The sequence below is a fragment of the Kushneria halocnemicola genome (assembly GCF_965650455.1).
In the GTDB taxonomy this organism is placed as follows: Bacteria; Pseudomonadota; Gammaproteobacteria; order Pseudomonadales; family Halomonadaceae; genus Kushneria.
Genome location: NZ_OZ287968.1, coordinates 364449 through 391360 on the forward strand (window position 1 = coordinate 364449; position 26912 = coordinate 391360).

General features: G+C 53.1%; 14 protein-coding genes. 5 read left to right on the forward strand and 9 right to left on the reverse strand.

The genetic code is table 11. From position 1 onward, the window contains the following. Positions 1-77 precede the first annotated feature (77 nt). From ACS92L_RS01550 to ACS92L_RS01565, 4 genes are all read right to left on the reverse strand, one after another. The gene (locus ACS92L_RS01550; RefSeq protein WP_438766571.1) at positions 78-1280 is read right to left on the reverse strand and encodes an ROK family protein; all 1203 of its coding nucleotides are present in this window, start codon (positions 1278-1280) and stop codon (positions 78-80) included. Positions 1281-1459: 179 nt separating this feature from the next. Next, entirely contained in the window at positions 1460-3040 is a 1581-nt protein-coding gene (locus tag ACS92L_RS01555) for a glycoside hydrolase family 43 protein (protein ID WP_438766573.1), read from the reverse strand. Between the two features lie 29 nt (positions 3041-3069). Continuing rightward, positions 3070-4533, reverse strand: coding sequence for an MFS transporter (locus tag ACS92L_RS01560; RefSeq protein WP_438766574.1), 1464 nt, complete (start codon positions 4531-4533; stop codon positions 3070-3072). A 647-nt stretch (positions 4534-5180) separates the two neighbouring features. Continuing rightward, positions 5181-7043, reverse strand: a complete 1863-nt coding sequence (locus tag ACS92L_RS01565) for a 3'-5' exonuclease (protein WP_438766576.1) — start codon at positions 7041-7043, stop codon at positions 5181-5183. 117 nt (positions 7044-7160) lie between these two features. On the opposite strand from ACS92L_RS01565, the gene ACS92L_RS01570 reads away from it, so the two are divergent. The 5 genes from ACS92L_RS01570 to ACS92L_RS01590 all read left to right on the forward strand — a co-directional run bounded on the left by ACS92L_RS01570 (position 7161) and on the right by ACS92L_RS01590 (position 16675). Further along, positions 7161-9248: a type I restriction-modification system subunit M gene (locus ACS92L_RS01570; RefSeq protein WP_438766577.1), complete on the forward strand. Its 2088-nt coding sequence runs from the start codon at positions 7161-7163 to the stop codon at positions 9246-9248. Beyond that, positions 9245-10618, forward strand: a complete 1374-nt coding sequence (locus tag ACS92L_RS01575) for a restriction endonuclease subunit S (RefSeq protein WP_438766579.1) — start codon at positions 9245-9247, stop codon at positions 10616-10618. The genes ACS92L_RS01570 and ACS92L_RS01575 overlap by 4 nt, the downstream gene beginning before the upstream one ends. Before the next feature lie 31 nt (positions 10619-10649). Then, positions 10650-11609 (forward strand): GIY-YIG nuclease family protein, encoded by a 960-nt coding sequence (locus tag ACS92L_RS01580; RefSeq protein WP_438766580.1) that lies wholly within the window; start codon positions 10650-10652, stop codon positions 11607-11609. A gap of 18 nt (positions 11610-11627) precedes the next feature. Further along, the gene (locus tag ACS92L_RS01585; protein WP_438766581.1) at positions 11628-13325 is read left to right on the forward strand and encodes a DUF262 domain-containing protein; all 1698 of its coding nucleotides are present in this window, start codon (positions 11628-11630) and stop codon (positions 13323-13325) included. A gap of 167 nt (positions 13326-13492) precedes the next feature. Beyond that, on the forward strand, positions 13493-16675 hold the full coding sequence (locus ACS92L_RS01590; RefSeq protein ID WP_438766583.1) for a type I restriction endonuclease subunit R: 3183 nt from the start codon (positions 13493-13495) through the stop codon (positions 16673-16675). Positions 16676-16835: 160 nt separating this feature from the next. On the opposite strand, the gene ACS92L_RS01595 is transcribed toward ACS92L_RS01590, so the two are convergent. The 5 genes from ACS92L_RS01595 to ACS92L_RS01615 all read right to left on the reverse strand — a co-directional run bounded on the left by ACS92L_RS01595 (position 16836) and on the right by ACS92L_RS01615 (position 26821). Then, positions 16836-18680 (reverse strand): DUF927 domain-containing protein, encoded by a 1845-nt coding sequence (locus ACS92L_RS01595; RefSeq protein ID WP_438766584.1) that lies wholly within the window; start codon positions 18678-18680, stop codon positions 16836-16838. Continuing rightward, positions 18670-19221: a toprim domain-containing protein gene (locus tag ACS92L_RS01600; RefSeq protein ID WP_438766585.1), complete on the reverse strand. Its 552-nt coding sequence runs from the start codon at positions 19219-19221 to the stop codon at positions 18670-18672. The genes ACS92L_RS01595 and ACS92L_RS01600 overlap by 11 nt, the downstream gene beginning before the upstream one ends. A 70-nt stretch (positions 19222-19291) precedes the next feature. Beyond that, positions 19292-19483, reverse strand: coding sequence for a helix-turn-helix transcriptional regulator (locus tag ACS92L_RS01605; RefSeq protein ID WP_438766587.1), 192 nt, complete (start codon positions 19481-19483; stop codon positions 19292-19294). Positions 19484-19877: 394 nt separating this feature from the next. Then, on the reverse strand, positions 19878-20660 hold the full coding sequence (locus ACS92L_RS01610; RefSeq protein ID WP_438766589.1) for a hypothetical protein: 783 nt from the start codon (positions 20658-20660) through the stop codon (positions 19878-19880). Between the two features lie 884 nt (positions 20661-21544). Continuing rightward, on the reverse strand, positions 21545-26821 hold the full coding sequence (locus tag ACS92L_RS01615; protein ID WP_438766590.1) for a DUF4011 domain-containing protein: 5277 nt from the start codon (positions 26819-26821) through the stop codon (positions 21545-21547). Positions 26822-26912 lie beyond the last annotated feature (91 nt).

Below are 26912 nucleotides of genomic sequence, written 5' to 3' on the forward strand. Positions count from 1 at the left end.
AGCAAGCCAGTTGCTGCCGCTACCAGTGATTAATAGTATTTGATGCGCCTGCCTGGATTTTTTCTAAAAGTTGATACTCAGGGAGTATCTATAAATCCCTGAACGGCCTCGGCCAGTACCTGAGCGGCAGCACCGCGCGCGGTGACAAAGGTGCTGTCGTCCAGAACCCTGAGCCTTACCTGGTCCATCGTGCCTCGCAGACGGTTCTGGTTGGTTTCGAAATAATCCAGTGCCGGGGCGAGCAGTGGAGCGCCCAACTGGACCAGAGAACCACCCAGCACGATTTCCGAAGGGTTCAGTGTATGGTGAAGATTGAGCAGTAGCGTGCCAAGCGCTCCACCAGCCTGGCGTAGGGTTGTCTTGACTTTGGGGTCTTGCTGACGAGTCCGGAGGGCTTCGGCCAAGTTTTCTTCCTCACCGATGCCGAGGGTGGCTCGTATCGCCCAGCCGCTGACCAGCGTCTCCGCACAACCGCGATTGCCGCAGTGACAGTACATGCCATCCGGCTGAAGTATGGTGTGGCCGATTTCCCCAGCGAGTCCCTGTATGCCGCGTGTGACCAGTGGGGCGTGGGCGTTTTCGACAAAGCCGCTACCGATACCGGTACCGGCACTGATATAGGCCAGCGACGAGGGCACGTTACCGGTACGAAAATAGAGCTCACCGAAGGCGGCAGCCTTGGCTTCGTTGTCCATGAGCCAAAGACCGCTCAAGGCGGGCAGGTGGGGGCGCAGCAGCTCCAGAAAGGGGACGTCCTGCCAACCGAGATTGGGTGCCAGACGTAGAAGAGGCCGGGAAGGGGCAATGGGCCCGGGAACCGCGACACCGAGCCCCAGGCATTGGCGGCAGGCGATATCCGGATGAGACGCCAGTTCGTGCAGTTGTTCGGCTAGTAGAGCTGCAGTGACTTCAGGAGTCGTAGGTGTCAGACGTAGCTGTCGCTGTTGAATGATACGGCCGGTCAGTGAACACGCCACCAGGCGTAGCTCATGTACACCGACCTCTGCACCCAACAGGGTATGATACTGATCATCAAGATACAGCGCTCTTCCAGGACGACCACCGCTGCTTTTCTGCAGTTCCCCTTCGACGATCCATCCCGCTTCCAGCAGTTTCTGGATGCTGCCCCCTACCGTGGCCTTGGTAAGGTGAGCCTGCGTCGCGATGTCGGCGCGAGTCATGCCCGGGGAGCGACGCACCAGGTTTAGAATGGCGCTGCGGTTGAGCCTCTTGAGGAACAAAAGATCGCCCGCATGGTGCTTTTTGGAAGGGGAAGTCATGAGATATGGTGAACCTGCCTGACAGTAAGCGTTCCCTGAGCTGGTCATTATGTCATCAATGGTATGTAGGTTTGACATGGTAAAGCGGGCGCGACTTTTGACCTGTATCGCCGATTGGATCTGCACTGGTCAGCGTCGACTGGCCAGTACAGTGCAGATGTTTACTGTCTTTGTCATTCTCAACGTGTTTCCTGCCTGGAACGGTAATCGAAGTAGTTAAAATCCCCGGCTCGACCCTGCCCACTGAGATCCTGAACGCATAGACCCACGAACGTACCGGTAAAGCGAATGTAGTCAGCATCGTCATCAGAGAGGTGGGCGATATTGATTTTGTCGCCGACCGGCTGCCATTTTCCTTTCTGATTTGAAAAGTAAAACTGCAGCTGCTCCCTATCGATTGTCGCTTTCAGAAATGTGGATACACACGGCAGCACAATATCTTCGTTCAATAGCTCATCATATTGACCGTGCCTGGATTCAATGATGCCAAGACACTTGCCCAGCGCCTCATGATGCGTCACGCGCAGATAGACGTAATCGGCGGTGTCGTAATAGATGATTAGTCCAGCCATCTGTTGAAAGTGTTCTGGCGAGAAATCCAGTTCGGTTTCGATTTCTACGTGGAAATGCTCCAAGCGTCTCGCCAACAGGCTCTGGCGGTGGGTCGACTGCATTGATTCGCCACCCTTGAGCCGTAAAAAACCGGGGCGCTCGGTCAGGGACAACCAGTCCTGCGTAAAGGGGCGCCTGAGCGAGTTCCAGTATCGCTTCAATTGAGCCTGCGCGAAGTCGTCACGGTTATTTTCCTGAGGCTGCGGATGCGGTGGCAGGTCCGGTGCTTCAACCGTCGAGCTGGGATAGGGGCCATGTTCAACGCGTAGCCACCCATCCCCGGTCCAGCAACACTTCTGCAGTGCCGTTTCGCGACCAAGAATGCATTTATCATCAACTGCTGGACGCGCGCACAGGTGGGCCATATACCACTCGCCGTTCTGGGTGACGACCAGGCTGCCGTGACCGGCTTTCTGCAGTTGTGTCGGGTTTTCTTGATCGGAGGTCAATATTGGATTTTCAGGATCGACATCATAGGGTCCAAATAAAGATCTTGAGCGTGCGACGGTAACGGCGTGGGTGTACCAGGTGCCCCCCTCTGCGGTAACCAGATAATAGTAGCCATTACGTTTATAGATGTGAGGGGCTTCCGTTAAACCAAGGGCAGTCCCCCTGAAGATGTTGTGAATCGGCCCGGTCAGGCATTTTTTATCATGGTCATAGCGTTGCAAAGCGATGCCGGCAAAGGAGTTTTTGCCCTTGCGGAAGTCCCATATCATGTTGAGTAGCCACTTCGAGCCATCCTCGTCATGAAACAGGGAGGGATCGAAGCCGCTGCTGTTCAGGTAAACAGGGTCCGACCAGGGGCCTTCGACATTTTCAGCAGTAACGAGATAGTTATGTGAATCCTTGAACGCTCCCTGCCTGCTTTTGACATCGGTATAGATCAGATAAAAAAGACCATCGGCATAACTTAGACAGGGCGCCCAGACACCTCCCGAGTCGATATTGCCAATCATGTCGAGCTGTGACGATCGCGTCAGCGGATACATGAGCAGCTGCCAGTGGATCAGATCCCTGGAATGATGGATCTGTACGCCGGGAAACCATTCGAAGGTCGATACCGCAATGTAATAGTCGTCGCCTACCCGCAGGATCGAAGGGTCGGGATGGTAGCCAGGCAAGACAGGGTTGGTAATAGACGCCATCGGTTTTGTCCTTTACGAGGCGGGAGGTGTCAGGCTCTGGCCTTGAGATCCTGAATGATCTTCGGATAGCGCTTGTCCAAATCGTAGAAAAGCATCAGCAGGATGATGAGTACGCAGATGGCCAGCGGTAGATAGATGAAGAGGGCCTGAATGGAAAACAGGGCTGCAGCGGTCTGTTCTCCACCACCCCCTATATAGCCCCCAAGGGCGAGTATCCAACCAATAAGTGCGGTGCCGAGCCCGCTGCCGACCTTGATGCCCATACTGCCGCCGCTGTAGACCATGCCTTCATTGCGGATGCCGGTTTTCCATTCACCGTATTCGACGGTATCCCCCAGCATGGCGAACATGCTGCCATTGATCGGTGCCTTGCCAATGCCTCGAATAATCGTGCCGGCGATGATCAGAGTGACGTTGGTGAGATCGATCAGCATAATCAGATAGCCGAGAATGGTGATGACTTCACCTACGATAATGGCGTTGCGTTTGCCATATCGTTTGGTGATCGGTGCGACGACAACCATGCCCAGTAGGATGAAAGCTATATAAGCCGTCGTCACGATGCCGACCATCCAGGTGTTATCAAGAATGTATTCTGCGTAAAAAACCACGGCACCCGAGTTGAGCGCATTGAAGATATAGGTCAGCAAAATGAAGGCGGTGGCAAGTGCCCAATACCTGTTCTGACGCAATGTCATCAGGCTTTCCCTGAGTGAGACTTTTGTATCCCGTTGGGCCTGGCTTGCGGGTTGGACGCGCTCTTTAGTTGTCCTGAACGTAAAGATGAAAAGCGCCGTGCCTATCGAGCCAAATATCATGAAAGTCAGCACCCAACCCGATTGCCCACCTCCAAACAATGTCGCGAGAGGCAGTGTCAGGTTACTGACCAACAGCACACCGGCGAGTGCCAGGCTCATGCGAAAGACGTTCAGCAGGGAGCGCTGATACTGATCCTGGGTAATGAGCGAATTCATTGTGCCGTAGGGAACATTGAGCCCGGTGTAGACCAGACAGACGATGTTATAGGTAATGGCGATGTAGACCACTTGCCAGAAGGGATCAATATCAGGCACGGCAAACAGCAACACTGCTGAAACGGCAAAGGGGACTGCCAACCAAAGCAACCAGGGCCTGGCCTTGCCGTGGCGGGAAGTCGTCTTGTCAATGACGTAGCCCATCGCGACATCCGATACGCCATCGAAAACACGTGAAAAAAGCATGATCGAGCCGATCACACCAGCAGCTACACCGATGACATCGGTGTAGTAATAGACAATGAAAATGCTCATTGCCTGCCAGATGAAGTTGCTTGCCAGATCGCCACAGCCATAGCCGATTTTCTCAAGCAGGCTGATTTGCTCGCCGCTCGTAGACGCCACATCCCCGTGTGAGCCTGCCTGGGTATTTATATTTGTCGTCATATGAAGCCCTTTTGGGATAGGGGTGCAACGTCCGACCCCCAACGCATGTTTATGGATGTTGTCGCTATCCACCTCGACTTCCAGACCGGCTCTGTTCCCTGACGACAATGCTGCGTCTGCCTGTAGATTTGGCGGGATGTCGGCACTCAAAAGTCAGAATGCTCATTGAACCAACGAAACTGGATTCACATGCGACCAGTTAGTTTGAGCAATGAACTAAAGACATCGTTGTAAATTATCCGGCTCGTCACCATTAGACGTTGGTAAACTAACGATTATTGCCATACTGGATCATGGTCAGACAGGTAGTGCCATGGTGGTCATGGCGACACCGAGGACAAGAAAGGGGTCAGGTAGGATGTGCTCGGATCTGGCCTGTGAAGAACAACCTCGAGCAGTAACCATGATCACCAGTACTATCATGGTCGTGCGCTCCGGGTTGCTCATTTCCATAGCCGGTCAGGGCCAGGCTGTCAGCTGAGCTGCTGTATCAGAAGGGAGTTAAACGTGTTCAAGCGTGCCGATTCATTGATGACGTCTTGTGCATTGGCATCGAGTTAAGGGCACTCGATTTCTAAGAGGTGGCGCTATGAGTATTGACCCAACGAATTTGAAAGATCGACTTACAAAAGACACATCCGATGTGAAAGCCCGGCGATCCAAATTCACGCTACCCTGCATGATCAGATAACCTTGCTGATTGATATAGTCTTGGGTCGTTACTGGTTGCAGTGACCAGAACTCATCTCATGAAGCCGATCAGTGAACCAGTTATTGCCACTGCCGGTGACCAGTAGCCTTCGACGCGCGCGCGTCATACCGACATAGAGCAGGCGTGCTTCCTGCGCCAGATTGTCCTCATCGTCCGCCAGCTCTCCGATCCCGCCAAGAATGACAGTATCGAATTCCAGCCCCTTGCTGCTATGTCGGCTGAGCAGCACAACCTGATTGGCCTGTGGGTCATAGGCACGCTTGTCCACAGAGGACTGCAAGCAGCTGCTGGGCACACCAGCAGCTTTAAGGGCGCTATGGTATCGGCGTCCTTGCGCGTTTTGGGTATAGATGATGGCAATACTGCTCAGTTCAGTGCCTTTCTCCTGCCATGCTTTGATGCAGTGCACCATGAAGCTTGCCTCTTTATCTGGCGTCGGAAATTTTCGAAATGCAGGAGGGGGGCCGTTGATACCGGCTACTTCAGGTTTGATGAGGGGGACATGATCTTCATCAGCGTCATGTGCTTGGATGAAATCCTTTGCAAAGTCGTAGGCGAACGTCAGGATTTCTCGAGTATTGCGATAGTTGAGCTTGAGAATGGTGGTACGACCGCGCGCCTGAATGCCGGCAGCAGAAAGTGGGAACTTCAGTGAACCTTTCTGATAGATAGACTGGGCATCGTCATAGAGCATGAGAAGGGAGCTGATATCCGGGTCGATCATTTGCACGACCAGTTTGAGCCACTCCTGCTCGAAGTCATGCCCCTCATCAATCATCAGCGCACTGTACTGTGCCCGCGGGATCTGTGACTGCTCCACGCCCTCAATCACGCTTTTTACCTGTCGCTCATAGGCCGGCTCCTTGCCGGGCAAAACATCCACGTTATAGGTCTTGAGCTGCAGGCTGCACCAGTCATGGAAATGGTGAACCCTGACCTTGTCTTTGATGCCTTTTTCCGCAATGAAGCAGCGCAGCCGCGCCGCCAGCGTGATGTTGAAACAAAGCACCAGTATCGGCTTTTGAACCGCCTGTGCCAGATACAGGCAGCGATAGCCGAGAATCAATGTCTTGCCGGAGCCGGCAACGCCATGAATCACGCGATGGCCATCTCCCATGCTTCTGGCCAGTTGCTCCTGCTGGATGTCCATGACACGGACGATGTCGGGGATGGTATCCGCTATTTTCTGATCGTCTTCAGAATCGTCGTCATCAAAAAGATCCTGAGCAGGCGCATCGATACGAACTTCAGGGAAAAGCCGCCAGCGAATCCGGTCAATCTGAGGCAGTGTCAGCTTTTCGCCAAACTGGTAATCGAACATGTCCCACAGACGCTGTTGGAACAGCTCTGGATCAGCTGTAGGCAGCATCTCATCCTTGCAGATCACGTGGCTTGCGGGCAGGACACTCTCCTGCACTTCTTCGTCAAGAAGCTGGTTCAACTGACGGCGGGTGATATTGGTAAGAACGGCGCCGTACCCATAGGGAAAGCATAGCCTGCCCTGATAACGCTCCTTCTTCTGAGTCAGCTGAGGATCCCGCTTGAGCTGATCGATAGCCGCAAAAGCGCATTGGCGTGCTTGGGTAAGCGGGTTGGGATCACTCTTTCGGCCACCATTGGTTTCACGGACAAATTCGTTGGCGTTGACCTCCTTGATGGTATCAACTTTCCAGTCCTTCACTTCCAGGAAAAGAAGGCCTCGACCGGGATGCAAAACAATGAAGTCTGGGTAGCGGCGCTGACGTCCGAGCGGAATGTCGTACCAGACGGTGTAATCATCCTCCAGCAGGCTCTCGAGCCGCTGCCCAAAGCGGCGTTCGCCGGCAGTCATACGGGTGAGGGTGCTCAATGCTGGAATGATGGTGGCCATGTGGCGCTATTCCGTCAGGGAGTGAATGTTTCGTTGCGGCAATGATTCAAATCTGTGCCGTTGGCATGAATATACCCCTGAATAAGCAACGTCTGAAATGGTCTCGCTAAATATGGTTTGGTCTTTCGTATATCCGTTGGAATCGACTGCATCTGCCTCGGTCCAGCGTGTATCATCTTTCTCTTTTTAATTTGTATCGAGCGTACCGAGACGCGGAGTCCTATATTGAATACCGAAAACCACTCACAGCTGGCGGCTTTCATCTGGTCTGTGGCTGATCTGCTGCGTGGCGATTTCAGGCAATCACAGTATGGCCGCATCATTTTGCCGTTCACGTTATTGCGGCGTTTGGAATGCGTTCTAGAGTCCTCCAAAGAAGCCGTATTAAGTGCGGCTCGTGAGCATCAGACCAAGCCAGACGCGGTACGTGAGCAACTATTGCTGCGTGCATCCGGCCAGTCATTTTTCAACGCTTCACCACTGAGCCTGCAGACGCTTTCAAATACCCAGACTTCTGACGACCTGCTGAGCTACGTACGATCTTTCAGTAGCGATGCGCGAGAAATTTTCGAGCATTTCGAGTTCGAAAATTTTGTGCAGCAACTCAGCGCCAATGATCTGCTTTATCAGGTGGTAAAAGAGTTTGCGGCGATGGATCTCAGTCCTGAGCGCCTTTCCAACTTCGGTATGGGGCTGGTTTTTGAGGAGCTGATTCGCAAGTTCGCCGAAAGCTCCAACGATACGGCAGGGGAGCACTTTACTCCGCGTGACATCGTTCACCTGACCACGTCGCTGGTGCTGACCCACCAGGACGACAAGCTCAAAAGCGGCGGTATCGTGACTGTCTACGATCCGACAGCAGGAACGGGGGGCTTTCTCTCCGAGAGCGATGAGTACATGCAGCAGGTCAGTGGCGGCATGAGCGTCTCGCTGCATGGGCAGGAGCTTAACCCCGAGTCCTATGCGATCTGCAAGGCAGATATGCTGGTAAAGGGGCAGGAAGTTCGACAGATCAAGCTGGGTAACACGCTCTCCAACGATCAGCTGGCGGGCGAACAGTTTGATTTCATGCTCTCCAATCCGCCGTTCGGTGTGGAATGGAAAAAGGTTCAAAAGCAGGTCACGGACGAGCACAAGCAAAAGGGATACGACGGGCGCTTTGGCCCCGGCCTGCCGCGCGTCTCTGACGGTTCGCTGCTGTTTTTGATGCATCTGGTCAGCAAGATGCGGCCAAAGCAGAAGGGCGGTTCGCGTATCGGCATCATCCTCAACGGATCGCCTCTGTTTACCGGTGGCGCCGGCAGCGGCGAATCCGAAATCCGTCGCTACCTGCTGCAGCACGATGTGGTCGAAGCCATCGTCGGCCTGCCAACGGACATGTTCTATAACACCGGCATTGCGACTTACATCTGGATTTTGTCGAACAACAAGCCGACCGAACGTCGCGGCAAGGTGCAGCTGATTAATGCGACCAGTCGCGCCAGCAAGATGCGCAAGTCGCTTGGCAGCAAGCGCCAGTTCATTGCCGATCAGGATATCGAAGAGATCGTGCGTCTCTACGGCGTCAATGAAGCGGCAGACGAGAGCAAGATTTTCCCCATCACGGCTTTTGGCTATCGCCGTATTACCGTTGAGCGGCCCCTGCGTCTTAACTTCAAGGCCAGCCCTGAACGTCTGGCACTGCTTGGCGATGACAAGGCAATCCAGAAGCTTGAGGAGGGTGAGCGCGAGGTCATCAAAACTGCCTGCGCCACACTTGATCCGCAGCAGTGCTGGATCAATCGAGACGCTTTCACCAAGGCTTTAAAGGTCGCTCTGAAAGATGCCGGTTTGAAAGTTGGCGCCCCGGTGCAGAAAGCCATTCTCAACGCGCTCTCCGAGCGTGACCCTGAAGCGGATATCTGCCTTGATGCCAAGGGCAACCCTGAGCCCGACGCCAATCTGCGAGATAACGAGAATGTACCGCTGGAAGCGTCGGTCTTCGATTACTTTGAGCGTGAAGTAACGCCTCACGTGCCGGATGCCTGGATTGATGAGGGCAAGCTTGATCCACTGGATGGCCGTATTGGCATCGTCGGCTTTGAGATTCCTTTCAATCGCCATTTCTACCAGTTCAAGCCGCCGCGCCCGCTGGAAGAAATCGACGCTGATCTCAAGGCCTGCACTGACCGGATCAAGCAGATGATCGAGGGGCTGTCGGCATGAGTTTTCCGAGCTATTCCGAGTATAAGGATTCAGGTGTTGAATGGCTGGGGAAGGTGCCCGCGCACTGGGAAGTGAAGAAGCTTAAGCATGTGGTAACTTGCTTGGATGGTCAGCGAATTCCTCTTAACGGTGAAGAGCGCCATAGTAAAAAAGGTCCTGTTCCTTATTGGGGCGCCAATAAGATTGTAGATTATGTTGATGAGGCGCTTTTTGATGAAGAGTTGGTGCTTCTCGGTGAGGATGGAGCTCCATTTTTTGATACCGGAAGGCCGGTAGCTTTTTACTCTTCCGGCCCCGTATGGCCAAACAACCACATTCATGTTCTTCGCTCAGCCAATACTGAGTGGATAAAGCTGATCGTCTACGCGCTTAATGTGACTAACTATATTGATTTTGTCGAAGGCTCTACTCGAGACAAGCTTACCCAGTCGCGCATGATGTCTATTCCTTTTGCGTGGCCGTTATCCGAAGAAAGAAAATTTATCACTGCCTTCCTCGACTACGAAACCGCTCACATCAACGCGCTGATCGAAGAACAAAAGCGCCTGATCGAGCTGCTCAAGGAAAAGCGCCAGGCGGTAATCTCTCATGCTGTGACCAAGGGCCTCAACCCTGACGTGCCGATGAAAGACTCGGGGGGGGAGTGGTTAGGGGAAGTGCCAGCGCATTGGTCATTACCCAAAAAACTGGACCATATTGCGCTAGATGAAAGTAATTCTTTTGTTAATGGCCCCTTCGGAAGTGATCTTCTTGCAAGCGAGTTAACAGAAGAAGGAGTGCCAGTTATATACATTAGGGATTTAAAATTAAAAGGGTATGCGCGTAAAAGCGAATATTTTGTGACCTCAGAAAAGGCGAAACAGATTGCATTTTGCAACGTAGTGCCAAGAGATGTGCTTGTGGCAAAAGTAGGTGATCCCCCCGGATTGGCTGTGACATACCCAGATGAAGAGCCACATGGTGTTGTTACTCAAGATGTAATAAGAATTCGGACAGCGAGAGATAGAGCTGATCCTAGATTTTTAGCCTATATGATAAATTCTGATGCGGGGAGATATGCGATTAAACAAATATCTGTAGTATCAACTCGTAATAGGGTAAGCCTTGGAGATTTTAAACAGTTACGCTTTTGTTGGCCATCTGCAGATGAGCAAGAAAAAATTTCAGATTTTTTGGATTGTGAGCTTGCTTCTATCTCAAGGCTGATAGAGGAGGTCCATATAGGTATTCGTTTGTTAACTGAGCGGCGCTCTGCACTAATTTCCGCCGCTGTCACCGGCAAGATCGATGTGCGCAACTGGCGGGCTGAGCAATCGACAGAACAACCCGAAATGCTGCTGGTTGCCGAAGATCGGGCTACCTACGGCTAAAATTCCAAAAGCCTGATCGCAAGGGATCCGCATGACTCAGGGACGCAGCATCCGACTTTTTCTGGTAGACGGCACACCCAACGGGTTGCTGACGGCCGAAATCATGAACTGGACCGGCCACGTGTTGACCGGTCCACGTACCAAATTGAGTGAGCTGGTTCTACGACCGGAGTGCGGGCGTACCGGCATCTACTTTTTGGTAGGGCCGGATCCGGACAATAGCCTGCGGCCACTGGTCTACATCGGTGAAAGCGATGACGTTGGTAACCGCCTCAAGCAACACAACCGGCCTGAGGTCGTCGGCCCGGGTGGTGGCAAGGACTTCTGGGAACGTGTTTGCCTGATCACCAGCAAGGATCAGAACCTCACCAAGGCCCATGTGAAGTACCTCGAGAGCCTGCTGATCAAAAATGCCGGTGATGTCGGGCGTGCCAAACTGATCAATGGCACGGCACATGAGTACATCAATCTGCCGGAATCCGATCGCGCCGATATGGCGTTTTTTGCCGAACAGATTCGCACGGTGATGCCGGTGCTGGGTTTTGACTTCCTACGTGACGCCATTCGGCCTTCAGCATCTGCCGCCAGCCCTGAGCTCGTGTATGAAGATGCATCACCATGCTTTCAACTGCAGCTGGCCAGGTTCGGCATTGCCGCGAAGGGCCAGGAAGTGGATAGCGAGTTCTTTGTACTAGAGGGGTCGCTGGCCCGAGCCGAATGGATAGGTACGATGAATGGGTATCAAAAACTGCACCAGCAACTCTGTGAAGAAGGCGTTTTGGTTAAAGAGGGGCAGGAGCTGTGCCGATTTACCCGGGACTATGCTTTTTCGAGCCCAAGTGCTGCGGCTGCGATCGTAGTCGGTCGAAATGCCAACGGGCGTGTCGACTGGAAGCTTATAGATGGCAGTATTAGCTACGGCGAATGGCAGGATCGGCAGGTAAGTGTTGCCGCTAAAAGTAGTGGGTTCAATCCGGGCACCAACATTTAATACGTTCAAGGGCATGTAATGGATATCAACGTTCATAAGACCAACCTCACCAAGCTGCTGGGGGTGCCCAACCGACAGCTAATAATTCCTCCTTATCAACGCCCTTATGCCTGGGAGCTCGAGCAGGTCGACGAGCTCTGGCATGACATTACCGATTCATCGAACAAGAGCCATTTCATGGGCTCGGTCGTATTGTGTTCCTCGGACGATCAGCGACCCGAAGTGATCGATGGCCAGCAGCGTTTGACGACGATCATTCTACTGCTGGCACTCATCCGGGATCGTTATCAGACCCTCAGCCCGGGACTGGTAGGACGTATCCAGCAATTTCTCGAGAACTCATATGCAGAAGCAGGGCTGCGCTTCAAGTTCCGGCCGGGCAACGCCAACCTGCATATATTCACCGACTTCGTCCTGCACTCTCCGGATAGCCCTGAGCGCCGCCAGTGGGATGAGCTCAGAGAGCTGAATGGCAATGAGCGGAATCGCAACAGCCGTCTGATCGCTAACACTGAACGTCTGGCGGAATTTTTGAACAGGTTTCTAAAGGCCAGTAACGATCCGATGGCGGCGTTGGGCCAGCTTGAGCGAAACATCATGACCGGGCTCGAGTTTGTGGTGATTGATGTCCCCGATATCGCCAATGCCTTCATCATATTCGAAACGCTCAACGACCGCGGCCTGGCACTGTCGGCAGGCGATCTCCTGAAAAACCACTTGTTGTCGGAAGCTGCAAAAGCACGGGCGTCGGTTGAGGATCTGGCCGAGGCCTGGGATGTTGTGATCGACAATCTGGAAGGTGGGGATATCACCCGCTTTCTGCGCCACTATTTGCTTACGACGTATAGCACCGTGCAGAAGGATGATGTTTTCTCGCTATTCAAAAAGGAAGTGAGCAGTCGAGGCGTCAACGGGATGATCAAGGACCTGAAGCAGATGTCACGCTTCTACGGTCAGTTCATCAAGCCGGAGCTGGTGGCAGACAAAGGGGTTCAAGAGGTCTATCAAAATCTGAGTACGTTAAGAGCCACCATGTGCTATTCGGCCCTGCTGGCTGCGTCGGCAGTATTGGACGCCTCCAGGCTGCGCGATTTTGCACGTCTGTGTGAGGTATTGACGTTTCGCTACAGCACCATTTGCAGCAAGGATTCAAAGGAGCTCGAGCGCTTCTATCACGGTGCAGCGAAGGCGCTCTCCATGCAGGGGGCTGCCGGCCTTTCTGAAGCCTGCCAAATACTCGAATCTGCTTCCCCGGGTAGTGAAGAGTTCGTTCTGGCTTTCCAGCATCAGTCCATGGGGCGGCAGTACATCGTCAACTACATCTTTCGGAATATCGAGAACCAGCTGGATCCCGAAGAGAAGACGCTTGAGGACACGCAGCATGTGCACATCGAGCACATCATGCCTCAGACGTTGTCCGCAGCATGGAGTGACGAGCTGGGTGAGGCGGCAGATCAGCACGGGTTGTACGTCAACCGCTGGGGGAATCTGACGCTGCTGGGAGGCAAAAAGAATGTCAGTGCGTCCAATCAGACCTTCATGCACAAAAATGAGATTTATAGCAGTTCGAAAATTGCCATGGCGCGTGAACTGACACAGGTTCAGGCATGGGGCATACAGGAAATCGAGGACAGGCAGGCAAGACTTGCAGCACTTGCTGACGCCATCTGGGACATTTCGACACCCTTGTCCAATCACCCGATTCCAAGAGGTTAATACAGGCCAGACCTGCTGAAAGGGGTGAGTAGTGGCTGTCGAGATAGAAAAGATCCCGGGGTTATGGGCTTTGAGTTTCCGGGGGCTCGGTCGTTATAAAATTCTGGGTGATTATCCGGGTATGTATCGTGTACGTTACCCGCTTCTAAATAAGAGCGGTGGCGTGGATGGCGGATAGTCGGGAAGTCCAGTTTCAGCAGGACATTATTGAGGCCATGGCCAGAGATGGCTGGCTGGTCGGCCAGTCCAGTGGGTACGATCGTGCTTCCGCACTCTATACCCAGGATTTGGTTGCCTATCAGCAGGAGGCCTGGCCCGAGCGCTGGCGGACATTCTGCAAGGCCAACCCTCGTGACTCCGAAACCGCCCTTGTTCAGAAGGTGGTGCGTGAACTGGATAGGGCCGGCACTCTGGATGTGCTTCGCCATGGCTTCAAGGTGCCCGGCCTCAAGCTCGATTTCTGCAGTTTCCAGCCGGATCACGGCATGAATCCGGATTCCATTGCTCGTTACCGCGCCAATCGACTGCGTGTAGTGCCCGAAGTGTCCTACTCGCCCAATGCCAGAGAAGGCCAATACAACCCCCGGCTGGATCTCGTCCTGTTCGTCAACGGTATTCCCGTAGCGACTCTTGAGCTCAAGAGTGAGTTCAAGCAGTCGGTGGAGAACGCCAAGCGCCAGTACCGTAACGATCGCCCGGTAAAGGATCCGCTGACACGAAAGCCCGAGCCGCTTTTGAGCTTCAAGCGAGGGGCTCTGGTGCACTTCGCGGTGAGTCAGGATCAGGTGGCCATGACCACCAGACTGGCCGGTCGGGATACCTTCTTTCTGCCTTTCAATCAGGGAAGTGAAGATGGTGGGGCGGGGAATCCGGCGCCCGTTGACGCATATAGCTACGCCACGGCCTATCTCTGGGAAGAGGTTTTCCAAACGGATGCCTGGTTGAATATTCTTGGTCGCTTTCTGCATCTGGAACAGAAAACCACAGAGGATTTTCATGGCCGCCGCCAGACCAAAGAAACGCTGATCTTCCCTCGATATCATCAGTGGAAAGTGGTCAACCGGCTGATCAGCAGCACTCTGGACGAAAAGCCGGGTCAGCGCTATCTGGTGCAGCACAGCGCCGGATCCGGTAAATCCAACTCCATCGCCTGGACGGCGCACCAGCTTGCCAATCTCTATGATGACGAAGGCCGCAAGCTTTTCAATTCCGTGATCGTTGTGACGGATCGCACGGTACTTGATAGCCAGTTGCAGGACACGATCTATCAGTTCGAGCATGCCAGAGGTGTGGTATGTCCGATCACTCGTGACATCGGTAGCCAAAGCAAATCCGAACAGCTTGCCGAGGCGCTTGCCAGCGGTACCCGCATCATCATTGTCACCATTCAAACCTTTCCGGCGCTTTTCGATGCACTGGACAAGCGTCCTCAACTTGCTGAGGGCAGTTACGCCGTCATTGCCGATGAAGCGCACTCTTCCCAGACGGGTGCCTCCGCCAGCAAGCTCAAGGCATTGCTGGCGGCCGCCGGTGCTGAAGTGAGCGAGGATGAGGAAATCAGTGCCGAAGCATTGATGGATGCTGCCGTCGCGGCTCGTAGACCCAGCGAACGCATTAGTTATTACGCGTTTACTGCCACGCCCAAGCCCAAAACTCTGGAGCTGTTCGGTCGTTTACCGGATCCTGAGCTTCCGGCCAGTAAAGACAATAGACCTGAGCCGTTCCATCTTTACTCCATGCGTCAGGCCATTGAGGAAGGCTTTATTCTCGATGTGCTCAAAAACTATGTGACTTACAACACGGCCTGGAAGCTGGCTCACCCTGATGCTGATGTTCAGGAGGTGGAATCCAAAAAAGCGTCTCGAAAGCTTGCCCGTTGGGTGCGTCTGCATCCCTATAACATCTCTCAGCGTGTAGAGATCATCGTTGAGCATTTCCGCGCCAATGTGCGCCATCTCATCGATGGGCAGGCCAAAGCCATGGTGGTTACGGGCAGTCGGCAGGAAGCCGTTCGTTATCAACTGGCCATGCGTAAGTACATTACTGACAAGGGCTATAGCGACGTACATCCGCTGGTAGCCTTCTCGGGTGCTGTTTCTCCTGATGAAGTGATTGAGAAGGAAGTTACCGAGACCAGTATTCAGCTCAATCCCGGGCTCAAGGGGCGAGACCTGGCAGACGCGTTCGATACTGACGATTACAACGTCATGATTGCGGCCAACAAGTTCCAGACCGGCTTTGATCAGCCCAAGCTTTGTGCCATGTACGTGGATAAAAAGCTGAAGGGGGTCGACTGCGTGCAGACGATGTCACGTCTTAACCGGCTCTATCCCGAAAAGCAGACCTTTATTCTGGATTTCTTCAATGATGCCAAAGATGTGCTGGCGTCATTCGCTACCTACTATCGCAGGGCCGAGCTGGCAGATGTCTCGGATCCTCAGGTGATCTTTGATCTCAAGCGGACGCTGGATGACGCCGGTATCTACTACTGGGAAGAAGTGGAGGCTTTCGCCAAAGCTTTCTTTGACCCCAAAGCGCCTGCCTCAAGCCTCAGCTATTACTGTCATCCGGCTCAGGAGCGTTTTAAAAAGCGTTATGAGTTTATTCTTGATCAAATCAGGGTATGGATTGATGCGCGACGTCATGCCGAGCAGGAAGGTGATGAGAAGGGGCTGCATCGCGCCAGGCAGGAGCTTGAGGACGCCGGCAAAACGCGTGATGAACTCGACCTTTTTCGGAAGAACCTGCAGAGCTTCGTACGCACTTATGAATTTCTCAGCCAGATTGTCGCTTTTGAAGATAGTGAGCTCGAACAGCTCTGCGTCTATGCCAGGCATCTGCATCCGCTACTACGCATCGACCTGCTCATGGAAGAAGATCCGATCGATGTCAGTGAGCTGAATCTCACGCACTACCGTCTTACCAAAAACGCCGAGCACAAGCTTCGTCTTGAAGTTGCCGAGGGGGAACCGCTTAAGCCAGGCAAGGATGTAGGGTCCGGTAAACCCCATGATCCCGACAAGCAGCGTCTTGCCGACATCATCGAGCGCCTCAACGAGCTCTACGGTGCTGAAGTCAGTGATGATGACAAGCTGCATTTTGCCAACGGTATTGCTGATCGTATCGAGCGTGATGAAGCGGTAATGGCACAGGTGCAAAGCCATAGCGAGGATCAGGTCATGCATGGTCTATTTCCACGGCGAGTGACCGATGCAGTGCTTGATGCCATGAGCGACCATGAAAAGCTTTCGATGCCACTGCTGGAAAAAGAAGAGGCGGGCAGGGAGTTTGCGTTGCTGGTGCTCAAATTGCTGGCGGGACGGGTAAATCAGGACAGAAGTTCGATGTGATGGGTGACTGCGATCACCTCATTGTCTGCTTTCAATCCAAGAGGTAGAGGGGGCGAACGGAACCAGCAGAACCAACGGAACGCCCAGCAATAATGGGTGTTGAAGGGTTCCGTAGCGCCCTGGGCATACGGAACGTACGGAACCCTTGGTTTACGGGTTTTTAACCCGGCTCACGAATGTGATAAAGCCATAAAGGACGGTTATTTACCTTCACCCTTTTGGCACGCTCGCGGCCGCCGCGATCCGCTAGCCAGCCGGCTTGCTCTATAGCCTGAGTAATCCGGGTTATCTCATAGCCGGGAACCGCGCGTTTCAATCCCTCGGAAGTAAAGAGCCAGATTTTTTCTTGAGAGCTTTGCTTCCACCAGCCTGCGCGATCACGAACATGGGCACTGTGGTCAGTAAGCTCTGAAAACATACTGTCGCCATGTCGAGTCAGGAAATCGCTCAGAAGCTCGATAATGCGAGTGTCTTCAGATTGACCCTTTCCACGCTCCTGACGCCATCGCTCAAAAAGCTGCATCATGTCTCTGGTTGGTTTGCCCTTTGGTATATCAAGGATGCCAAAGCTAATGGCCAGTTCACCGGCTAGGGCCGCTATGGCAAAGCGCTCAGCCGCTCGCTCTTCCTGTCCTGATCGTGCCTTGAACTGTTCTGCCAGGTCCGCCAGCATTTTGGGCAACTGCTCAATCCTGCCAGAGTCGATAAGCTGCTCAACGAACCTTGGCCCGGCATGACCGTAGTGGTTTGAAGCTGATTTTTGTATGGCGTTTGAAAATGACTTGCCATTCTCTCTTCCATGCAGGTCATCCCAGGCGCCAAAAGCATGATGTGCAGAGATAGCGAGCAACCTTATTTCCTGCCCAGCCCTTGCCTGCCCCCCGGATGCTTGCATCTGGCTGTTCAAGCCTGTCTCCCCTGAAGACAAAACCATGACGCGCCATTGCCTTGTTGCTCTGGCCATGCCCGCTTTAGTGGCTCGTGCCTTGCCTACGCCATTCGCCAGGGAGTAGACGATATTACCGATCTCTCTCGGCAGGGCCTCGCCTATCTCATCCAGTGCAAGCAGTGTGTCGTTACGTCGGCTGGCTACGCCTTCCAGACCGTTAGCAGTGGCACACCAGGTTCGGACAAACCGTTCCGGCTTACTCCATACCGACGCAGCGGCCATCAAACCTGTGGTCTTGCCGGTGGAGCTGTCACCTTTCAGGTGGAATCCACCGCCGTGGCGTTGCAAAGGGTTCAGTAACGGCCCTGCCAACGCCGCACATATTGAAAGCATCAGGATCGGATTGCCCATACAGCAGTTACCGACTTCGGCTTTCCATTGTTTGTATGACCCTGCCTGGCAATAATCGTCAGCGTTCGCGGTTTCGCTTTGAAACATAACATCGCCTGATCCGATATTGCGGTGCGGCATCACGAACAGGTCAGGCGAGTGCCAGCCAATGGAGGTGGCGGCCATCACCTCACGTTCCGGTTTATTGTCTTGCAAATATTGATTCAGTAAACGATGGGAGCCCGTACTGATTTCGAGTCCGAGGTTGAGCAGCTCAGCCCGTAAGATCTCTCCTGATCCCGCCATCAGGCTCATGGGCATGGACCATTCTCGCCATTGGCCAAGGCTGTTGCGGAAACGGAGGAGCCTCCCAAAATCCGAGCCTTCACGCGATGTTATGGCCTCCACGTATAAGGGAGAGCAGACCAGCTGCTCAAAGGGTTGCCCTTTTTTTACGCCGTGAAACCATACACCCTCGCTTAATACCCTGCCGTCACATTGAAATGGATCTTCGTGCACGCTGAAACATGGCCGTTCAGGGGTTCCGCTGGTTCCGTCCTCTTGGTGGCATGCGGAACCATAGGGAGCCTGATCATCACTGGTGGTTCCATCGGTTCCAGAGGTTCCGTCGAGTTTTTCAGGGGGGCGATAATTGCCATTAAAAGACCTGCCGATAGCATCATTACCTTCCGCCTGATACAGGTCTGACCAGTCCTTATGCGACATGGGATGCCTCCCCCGGCACGATCCAGCGGCGGCCGGTTGCTTTGGCAGCTCTGATACCGGGTGCGTCGTTATCAGCTGCAACGACGATATGAGCACGGCCAAACCAGATGAACAGTGGATCAGCAATCGACTTCAGATTGTTTTCACCAACACCACACGCCACCGGAAATCCCGTCGCGGTATGAATGCGATAGCCGTCTGCAAGGCCTGCACAGACGATCAGGGTTCCTTGAAGAGTCAGCCTGTCCCGCCAACTGAAGCCAAAGGGGGTAAAACTGCCTTTTACCGTTCCCCCATAAGTGACTTTTTTTGTGCCATCCGGCCAGATTCTTTCAAACCCTTGGTGTTCATCGATCAGGTTGATTAGTTCACGGTAGAGAATCAGCCTATGTATCTTGATACAAGCAGTGGTATGAGACTGCAGTTCAGAGAATGAAATACCTTTCTTGATAAGGTACTCGTGGTTATAATCAGGGTTGCAAATTTGTTGTACAATTGCCTGCTTCCTTTCGGAAGCGGGCATTTTTTTTATTGATTCCATACGACTTGTTCCTCAATGGAAATGGACTGGTGTTGCGATCGCTTAAAGCGCTCGTAGGCAAATATCGAAGTTACGAGCTTTCTCTCGATTTCATTTGCCACTCAATCCAGTCATCGATTTCCCTTACAAGCCATCCAACTGCCTTTCCTCCCAATGGGATGGGCCTCGGGAAATTATCCTCTGATATACGAAGATAAATAGTGCTTCGGGCCAAGCCGGTGTAATTCATGACTTCTGGAAGTCGAAGTATCCTGTTGGTCATGTAGCGTTCTCCTTGGGTGTTGTTGGAACACACAAGGATTTTTGCGGCTTGATCTCATTTTGAGAATGACCGCTGCTAAGCAGAGGTTATCCTCTGCTTAGCAGCGGCTAAGGTAAAGCCGGTTTTTTGGCAGAGAATGGCTTTATCCTAATGCAGCTCAAGAGAGTAGGTGGCTAGTTTTAATTAATTAAATTCAATTACTTATGTGGGTTTTTGGTGCGGTGAAAAGCATGCGCCACTCTTTGCTTCTAGGATGAGAAGTAAACGGCAAGAAGGTCTGCAGTCTGTAGCACAGGCTAACCCTAGTTAGCAGGGGATAGAGGAGATTTACCTTTTTAGATGCAAATATCCCTTATTTGAAAAAATAATTTAATGTGCAAGTAGTAGATTAATATTACTTTTTGGCAATCCAGTTTTCAGGATCAAGAGTATTTATCAGTGCCTTGCGTGCTGTTGAAATGGACATGCCTAGCTCTTGACTGACCTTTTCGGCACACTGATTGCGGCTGTAGTACTCTCCTGAATCCCAGCGGTCCCGAACTTTTTCTCTTTTTTCACGGTTTCCATTTGGCTGACTATGCCTGACATTGCCTGCATGACGGGCACGTTCTGTATTAGACATAGCCAAGGTTTTTTGATTTGAATTTTGAAATGGCGATGAAAGAGAAGGACTGATAGCCATATCTTCAGTTTCGATGGTTTCAATATGTTCAAGCAGGAAAAGCACATTATCAAACTGGGTTGGCTCCAACTTGCTTAAGGTATCTTCTGAAGAAGAGCCAATCAGAATTGAAAAATCCAGCAATCTGCTTTCTTCAATCTTTGCCTGGATAAAGCTCTCGACAGGGATGCCTAGCTTATTTTCCCATCTCTCCCTCAGGTCCTTTCCGGAAACAAACCGGTGCAAGGGTTTGAAGTCTTCAAGGTCGCTCTTCTTGAACCAGCAAGATCCTAGCAAGGAAAATAAATCCTGAGGTTCATCTTTTAAAAAGAGAACCTGGGGTGGGTCAGTAAACTCGTTAGCATTGCGATAAGCCGTCAACCCTCCGTCTTCCCACCCCAGCCACAACAATGCAGCAAGCTCTTCAGCGGTAATTCCCCATTGTTCTGAGAGAAATTTGGAAGCAGCTGGGTAGGGGATATAAAGGTTTTCTGCAGAAGCAGCATTGTCGCTCATGAGATGTCCTCTTTGATTTGATCAGGGAATGCAAGCAGAACGGTGGCCGCACTGCTCCTGTACGCCAAAACTCCTGACTTCTTCAGAAGCCGGCTGACATACACCTTCAAGCATTGAGTGATCTGGAGGACGTCCTGCGCTCGTTGAGATCTGCTACGCATCGGTCATGGATGGCATGCCACAAGGGGCAGGGGAAAGCAGACCCGAATTGACTCATCACTGAAGTTTTATGAAGTGGCCAAGTTCGTTTTTCTAAACGCCACTGGACCTCAGTGTGCCTGAACAGAATGAGCGAATCGATAGCGTATTCCTGTTTTTGATATGAGCGTTCTGCTGGCCAAGCTCTGAGCGTACCGTCGCTGTTACAAGATGCCGTAGGTGACTTGGAAGGGCTATCGATGCTACCCGGGTACCAAGTGGCGGTTTGGGTTGCTGATTGTCAATCTTTGAGCAGAGAGCAGAGAGCAGAGAGCAGAGAGCAGTAGCTTGTGAATGAGGCATTTTAATGGTGATTGCTTGTCTTATAGCCCGACCCTTTTCGATGGAGGATTTTGCATGGCTCCTGATCGCTCTTCTCCCTTGCCAGAAATACCAGAAGATGGAAAAACTCCGGAGGGATATCTTCCACTTCCTATATACGTAAGTTATGCAACGCCTCGGTGGCCAGAAGCTGACATTACCGAAGAGCCAATACCTGATGACTGCTCTCTGAACTACACCAGAAACTTGAAGTGGTGGCCGCAGGCGCGCTTGGGGCCGATTCAGCGAATGAAAAAGGCAATGCGATGCTTCGCAAAAAGAAAATAAACTCTAGTAGTTAAAGCACGGGTATGGGCAGAGCGGACGCAAAATCGTCCGCTCCGTTTATTTGCCAGGCGTTAACTTTATCTGCCTTCGAAAGAAGATTCTTTGCAAGTCAGCTTTTCTTGATCAGGCATGGTGTGCTGCAAGTTTTCGGACTCTTCGTTGTTAACTGTCTGCTCAGTCAGAAAGTCACTGAACCCATCATCACTGACGGTTGTGGTGCGATGCTTTAGTTCCGCCAGTCGGGCATCGAGTACGGTTTTGAGCCGATCACGCTCTCTGAGTGGGTCAGTGAACCAGTCTGTTGACCATATCCGATGCAACTGCCATCCCTTGGCTTCCAGAACTTCCTGGCGTAGACGATCCCGGTCTCGGGCAGAGCGCGAAGAGTGGTAGCTCGCTCCATCACATTCCACGCCCAGCAAATAGCCGTAGGGGTAATCAGGATGGCGCACCCCTATATCGATGAAAAAGCCTTTTGCTCCGACCTGAGGAACGGCCTCATAGCCCAGTGCACGAATCACCTGGATGACATGACGCTCGAAGTCGGAGTCCGGCTCGGCGCCAGTCGTCTCTCCGGCTTCGAGCTCGCCAGTGGCCGAGTACTCCAGCCATTTGCGTAGCATCCAGCTGCCAGGGGCACTCTCCCGGGTGCCTTTAATGTCGCTGGGCTTCATCGAGGTGAAGGTTACAATCTGACTCTTGGCACGGGTAAACAGCACGTTCAGGCGCCGGCGGCCGACAGCACCGCTGAGATTGCCGAAGCGGTTCATGACCTTGCCATCTACTTCTTCGGGGCCGAACACGGTGCCAATGAATATAACGTCACGCTCGTCGCCCTGGACGTTTTCCAGGTTCTTGATGAAAAATGGCTCCAGCCCATTGCGCTCGATCTGCCAGCGATCCTCGTAACGCTGGGCGATGTTGGAGTGTTGCCGCATGGCGTCGTATTCGTCCTGAAGCAGGGTCTGCTGCTTGTTGTTGAGCACCACAACGCCCAGCGACTTGCCGGGATGATCAGACATGAAACGCAGGATGTGACTGACCATTACCTGAGCTTCGCGCTGATTGAGACTGTTCTTGTAAAGTCCATTCTCGACGAATACCTGGCTGACCCCGAGCCCGGCAGCAAACGGTGTGGGCGAGGGGAAGATGACCAGATCGTCCTTGTAGATATTGCGATTGCAGAAGGCAATCAGACTCTCGTGGCGACTGCGGTAGTGCCAGCGCAGCCGTCGACGGGAGGGAAGAGTAAGGTTGGCGACGTCTAGAATCGACTCCGAGGTAATGGTGTCGTCACTCTCTTCTTCATCGTCCACGACCACGTTGCCAAGCTTGCGGAAGTTATTTGTCGGCGGCAGCTGTTCGGTATCTCCAACCACTAATGCCTGCTGGGCTCGTAATAGCCCGCCCAAGGCGTTCTCGGGACGCATCTGAGAGCCTTCGTCGATCACTACCAGATCGAAAAGTCCTTGAATGCGAGGCAGGTTGGCGGCTACCGCTAGCGGTGACATCAGCCAGCATGGTTTGAGTTCACGTAGCGCCTCACCGGCCCGGTCGGTCAGGGCTCGGGGGGAAATGGTGTTGCGCTTGAGACGAGTGACGTGCTGAATCAGGCTCAGGTTTGTGCGCTCTGAAACGCGCCCGCCGCTGTAGCCATAGGGTGGATCGGCTTGTTCGATAAGTTGGCTAACCAGGCGCTCGCGGCTCAGTTCCAGAATACGACGGTCGAGTTTCGCCAGTCTGTTGCGCAAATCGTCGAGCCGTTTACCTCGAAAACGAGTCAGTTTTTCACGGTATTGTTCGTGGATGTCGCGAGCCATCGACAGCGACACGGCGGCTTTAACCACTTCGGCAAATGCGTCCGACGCTATGATGCCTTCGTCGCAGGCCTTGATTAGAGGATCGATGCCCCAGCCGGTCATCCGTCCACGCTCATCGTTGCGTTGGGCATGGGCATCCAGTGCAACGTTGTCTTTAGACATGCCGGCTAGTAAATAACCGGAGTCTGCGTCGAACGGATCGAAGCCCCACTCGCTGCGTTTAGCATGCGTCTCCCGTTCTAGACGAGCCAGCTGTTCGTCATACATTTGATGAGCTTCAGCCCAGTCCGCCAGACAGCTTTCAAAACTTGCAAGGTGTTCACTGGAACTCATGTACTCGAGCACAACCGGTGCCAGTGTTGGAAAGGCATGAAGAGATTCGGCTATGAACCTCTCGTTGGCGGCAACCTGACGGTTTGTGGCTACACCCTCAAAGTCGGTTTCCAGCAATAGGGCAGCATCATGACACTCGATAGTATCGGCCAGGGCCTCGCGTTTTCGCAGTTGGTCACGAAGGCAGCGTAAGCTCGCCACGTTATTGCGTGCTGCGTGATGTTGCCCCAGGGATGTAAATCCCTTGGCAATTTGCTCTTTTAAGGTGTCTATATCTTCGAGAGTCTGACAGTGGGTTTCAATCAAGGCTGGCATCTCGGCCAGTGAGGTGAGGGCCAAAATATCTTCAGGTACCTGGTTACCAATTTCTGCACAAAGCTTGGCCATTAGGTTCAGGCGCTGAGCAGGAGTGTTCAGCAGGAGCGTTTCCAGACGGGGTGCGCGATGCTCCAGAGCCAATTGCTGGACTTCATGGCGATATACGTGCAGGTCGATCAGGATGCTGATGTCGGTACGTAGTCCGCGAAACCAGCTGTAGCGTACGTATTGCTCATCGGCCTCGAACGCCTCAAGGCTGGCAAGATAAGACGTTAGTTCCGGTAACTCCGCCAGCATGCGCTCGTCGCTGTAGCCCGAGGGATCGAGCAACGTGCTCTTTAGCATGCGGCGTGTTTGGCGCAGTTTAGGAGACATGAATGACAGAGCGCCCTTGTTGCGCAGCTCTGCCAGTGCCTTGCTGAATTGGGCCGCCGTCATGGGCTGAGAGAAATCGAAGCTGTTGGATAGTGTCTGATTTTGAGCATCGAGACTGGCTATATGATGACTTACTTCGCTCACTGCCCGCGCTTCGCGGTCGGAGTTGTCGATCTCGTTGAGGTGTTCGATGACCTCCGGGGGCTGGCGAATAAGCAAAGAACCCATGGCCAGAATTGTAGTGACATTCATGTCATCGAGATCTACCAGGGCGCCAAGGTCATCAAGAGTCTGCTGGAGCCGGCGAGCATGCTCGAGTCGTGTTTGCTCCTCATCCCGGCGCTCACCAATATGAGCGTTGGTAATCTGCATCAGATTTAATCGTTCGGCCTGCTCGATGATGCGGCCTAGAGTGGCATCAAGCTCGCTTGGCACGGGCATTGTGATTTCGCCCAGTTCACTGGTCAGTTGATCATGGCGGTTGAGCATCTCAAGGAGATGATTGATGCGCTGAGAGGCTTTAGGGTCGTTTAGTAGAGTGCGCAGCAGATCAGGATCACATTTGGCAAACGCCTCACGCGCCGTACTCAGTAATGACAGTACGTCTCGAGCAGTGGCTAAAGCGGGAAGTCGGGATAAGCCTGTAGCGAGCAGATTTTGACTTCGCTCCTGCAAAGTTTCATGTGTGTCACGAGCCGTACCCGCCAGCTCAAGTAGAGAATCTATCGAGAAGCGATCCAGCGGCCCGGTCTGGACAAAGTGCCAATGTTGGGAAATGCCCGATAGAGTTTCCAATAGGCCAGCATAGTTGTCAGCGTGGCTGGTCAGCTGATCAAGCTGCTGATCGCTCCATTGCGACACACCTTCTACTCGGTGATTGCGCAGCTTTCGGGGTAAGGGCGTCAGTACCGCCTGGGCGGCTATGCCGCGGCCGAGCACATCATGCAGGGTCAGTCCAGTCTGGCGATAGGGACTGGTTAAAAGATTAATATAGTCGGCCAGTGCCGAGCGCACTTCGCGATATTCCGCGATCATCTCTTCCAGACCGGCCGAGGAATGTGGTGACGCTTCCATTTCCAAACGTTCGCGCAGCGAGGCCTTGATCTGTTCACGTGTCTGGTTGGCTTGCAGGTTGAGGATAAAGCTGCCTAGTCCCATGGCATCAAGTCGGGAGTTGACGACCTCCAAGGCAGCCTGTTTCTCGGCAATGAATAGTACCTTCCGGCCCGAGGAAAGTGCTGCAGCAATGGCATTGACGATTGTCTGAGACTTGCCGGTTCCCGGAGGCCCTTCCAGCGCCAGGTCAGTCCCCTGCATGACATCAACAATGGCACTGTACTGGCTGGAATCGGCATCCGAGACCAGCAACGGCACACATTGCTCAATCTCGGGTTCGTCGACAGCATGCTCCAGCAGAAACTGACGAGGTTCTCCCGCTACCTGATGGTTGCCCAGTAGCCGCGAAATTAGGGTGTCCTCTGTTGTCTTCCATTCCGGTGCACCGACATCCTCGTACATGATCAAACTCTGCACCGCCCAGACCCCGGCTGCGGCCTGACGACGAATCTGCCATTTGACGAAGGTCTTCGGCTTGAGTGATTCGATCTGGCGATAATAGTCCTCGATGTCGAATGAGCCTTCCTCGTTTGCCTTGGGCTGGGGCAATTGCAGTCCAAACTCATTGTGCAGTTTGTATCTGAGAACGGCGTTTCCGGTAGGCTGGGTCTCGTCACACTCCATATGGTGTTCAAGCCCGCGAGGCGTTTTGCGTTCGCTGATTGTTACGGGCATCAGTACCAGTGGCGCCAGAGTAACCTTGCTCGAAGCATCGTCCTGCATCTCCAGAAAGCCGATGGCACATTGAAGCACCTGCATCCCGGTTTCCTGCATGCTGGATCGGCCCCGCTCCCGAATACGGGCCGCCCGTAGCTCCAGGCGTTTTGGGAACATCAGTGTCTGTACCCGTTTCTGACTGTTCTTCTCGGACGCGGGAGTCATCAGATCAGCTTCGGGAAGGTCATAGGATGGATTGAGACCATGCAATCGGGCCAAAGTGGCCGGATCCGGCGTACCCTGCGTGTTAACGCGGGCAGGTAGTTTCAGCTGATGGCGAATGCGATCCTTGAGTTCGCGCAGGGCCTTTTCATTCTGGCTGTCACGCTCACTGTCTTTAAGGTCGGCCTGTTCATTGTGCTGTAACTGCGTCAGATAGCGCTCGTCGCTATTTTGCTGCTCGGCAAGGTGTCTTTGAAATTCAGCAGTTTGCTCGTCAGGGAGCTCGTCTTCGGGGTCGGGCAGCGGCTCCAGCTTCAGCTGGCGGCCCTGTGCCAGACGTAGATAGATCGACTGGGGCGTAACGTCGATAAATCGAATATGGCTATGCGATTTGTCGCTGAACACCGTATTCAGTAGAGCGTTGCGGAGGGTGGTATCCAGAATCAATGGACGAAGCTGCTCAATGCGCTGAGCAACCAGATTCTGAGCATCGTCGTTGTTTATCGGATTCATTTGGCGGCTACACGGCTTGTTTGTATAGCCGGTATTGTAAGCAACACGTTGTATGCCAAAGTCCTGATAAGCGCGCTTTTTAAGCGCATTT

Coding starts and splice junctions, on each gene's coding strand:
- ACS92L_RS01550 (WP_438766571.1), bottom strand. CDS start 1,280: ATGACTTCCCCTTCCAAAAAGCACCATGCGGGCGATCTTTTGTTCCTC.
- ACS92L_RS01555 (WP_438766573.1), bottom strand. CDS start 3,040: ATGGCGTCTATTACCAACCCTGTCTTGCCTGGCTACCATCCCGACCCT.
- ACS92L_RS01565 (WP_438766576.1), bottom strand. CDS start 7,043: ATGGCCACCATCATTCCAGCATTGAGCACCCTCACCCGTATGACTGCC.
- ACS92L_RS01575 (WP_438766579.1), top strand. CDS start 9,245: ATGAGTTTTCCGAGCTATTCCGAGTATAAGGATTCAGGTGTTGAATGG.
- ACS92L_RS01580 (WP_438766580.1), top strand. CDS start 10,650: ATGACTCAGGGACGCAGCATCCGACTTTTTCTGGTAGACGGCACACCC.
- ACS92L_RS01585 (WP_438766581.1), top strand. CDS start 11,628: ATGGATATCAACGTTCATAAGACCAACCTCACCAAGCTGCTGGGGGTG.
- ACS92L_RS01590 (WP_438766583.1), top strand. CDS start 13,493: ATGGCGGATAGTCGGGAAGTCCAGTTTCAGCAGGACATTATTGAGGCC.
- ACS92L_RS01595 (WP_438766584.1), bottom strand. CDS start 18,680: ATGTCGCATAAGGACTGGTCAGACCTGTATCAGGCGGAAGGTAATGAT.
- ACS92L_RS01600 (WP_438766585.1), bottom strand. CDS start 19,221: ATGGAATCAATAAAAAAAATGCCCGCTTCCGAAAGGAAGCAGGCAATT.
- ACS92L_RS01605 (WP_438766587.1), bottom strand. CDS start 19,483: ATGACCAACAGGATACTTCGACTTCCAGAAGTCATGAATTACACCGGC.
- ACS92L_RS01610 (WP_438766589.1), bottom strand. CDS start 20,660: ATGAGCGACAATGCTGCTTCTGCAGAAAACCTTTATATCCCCTACCCA.
- ACS92L_RS01615 (WP_438766590.1), bottom strand. CDS start 26,821: ATGAATCCGATAAACAACGACGATGCTCAGAATCTGGTTGCTCAGCGC.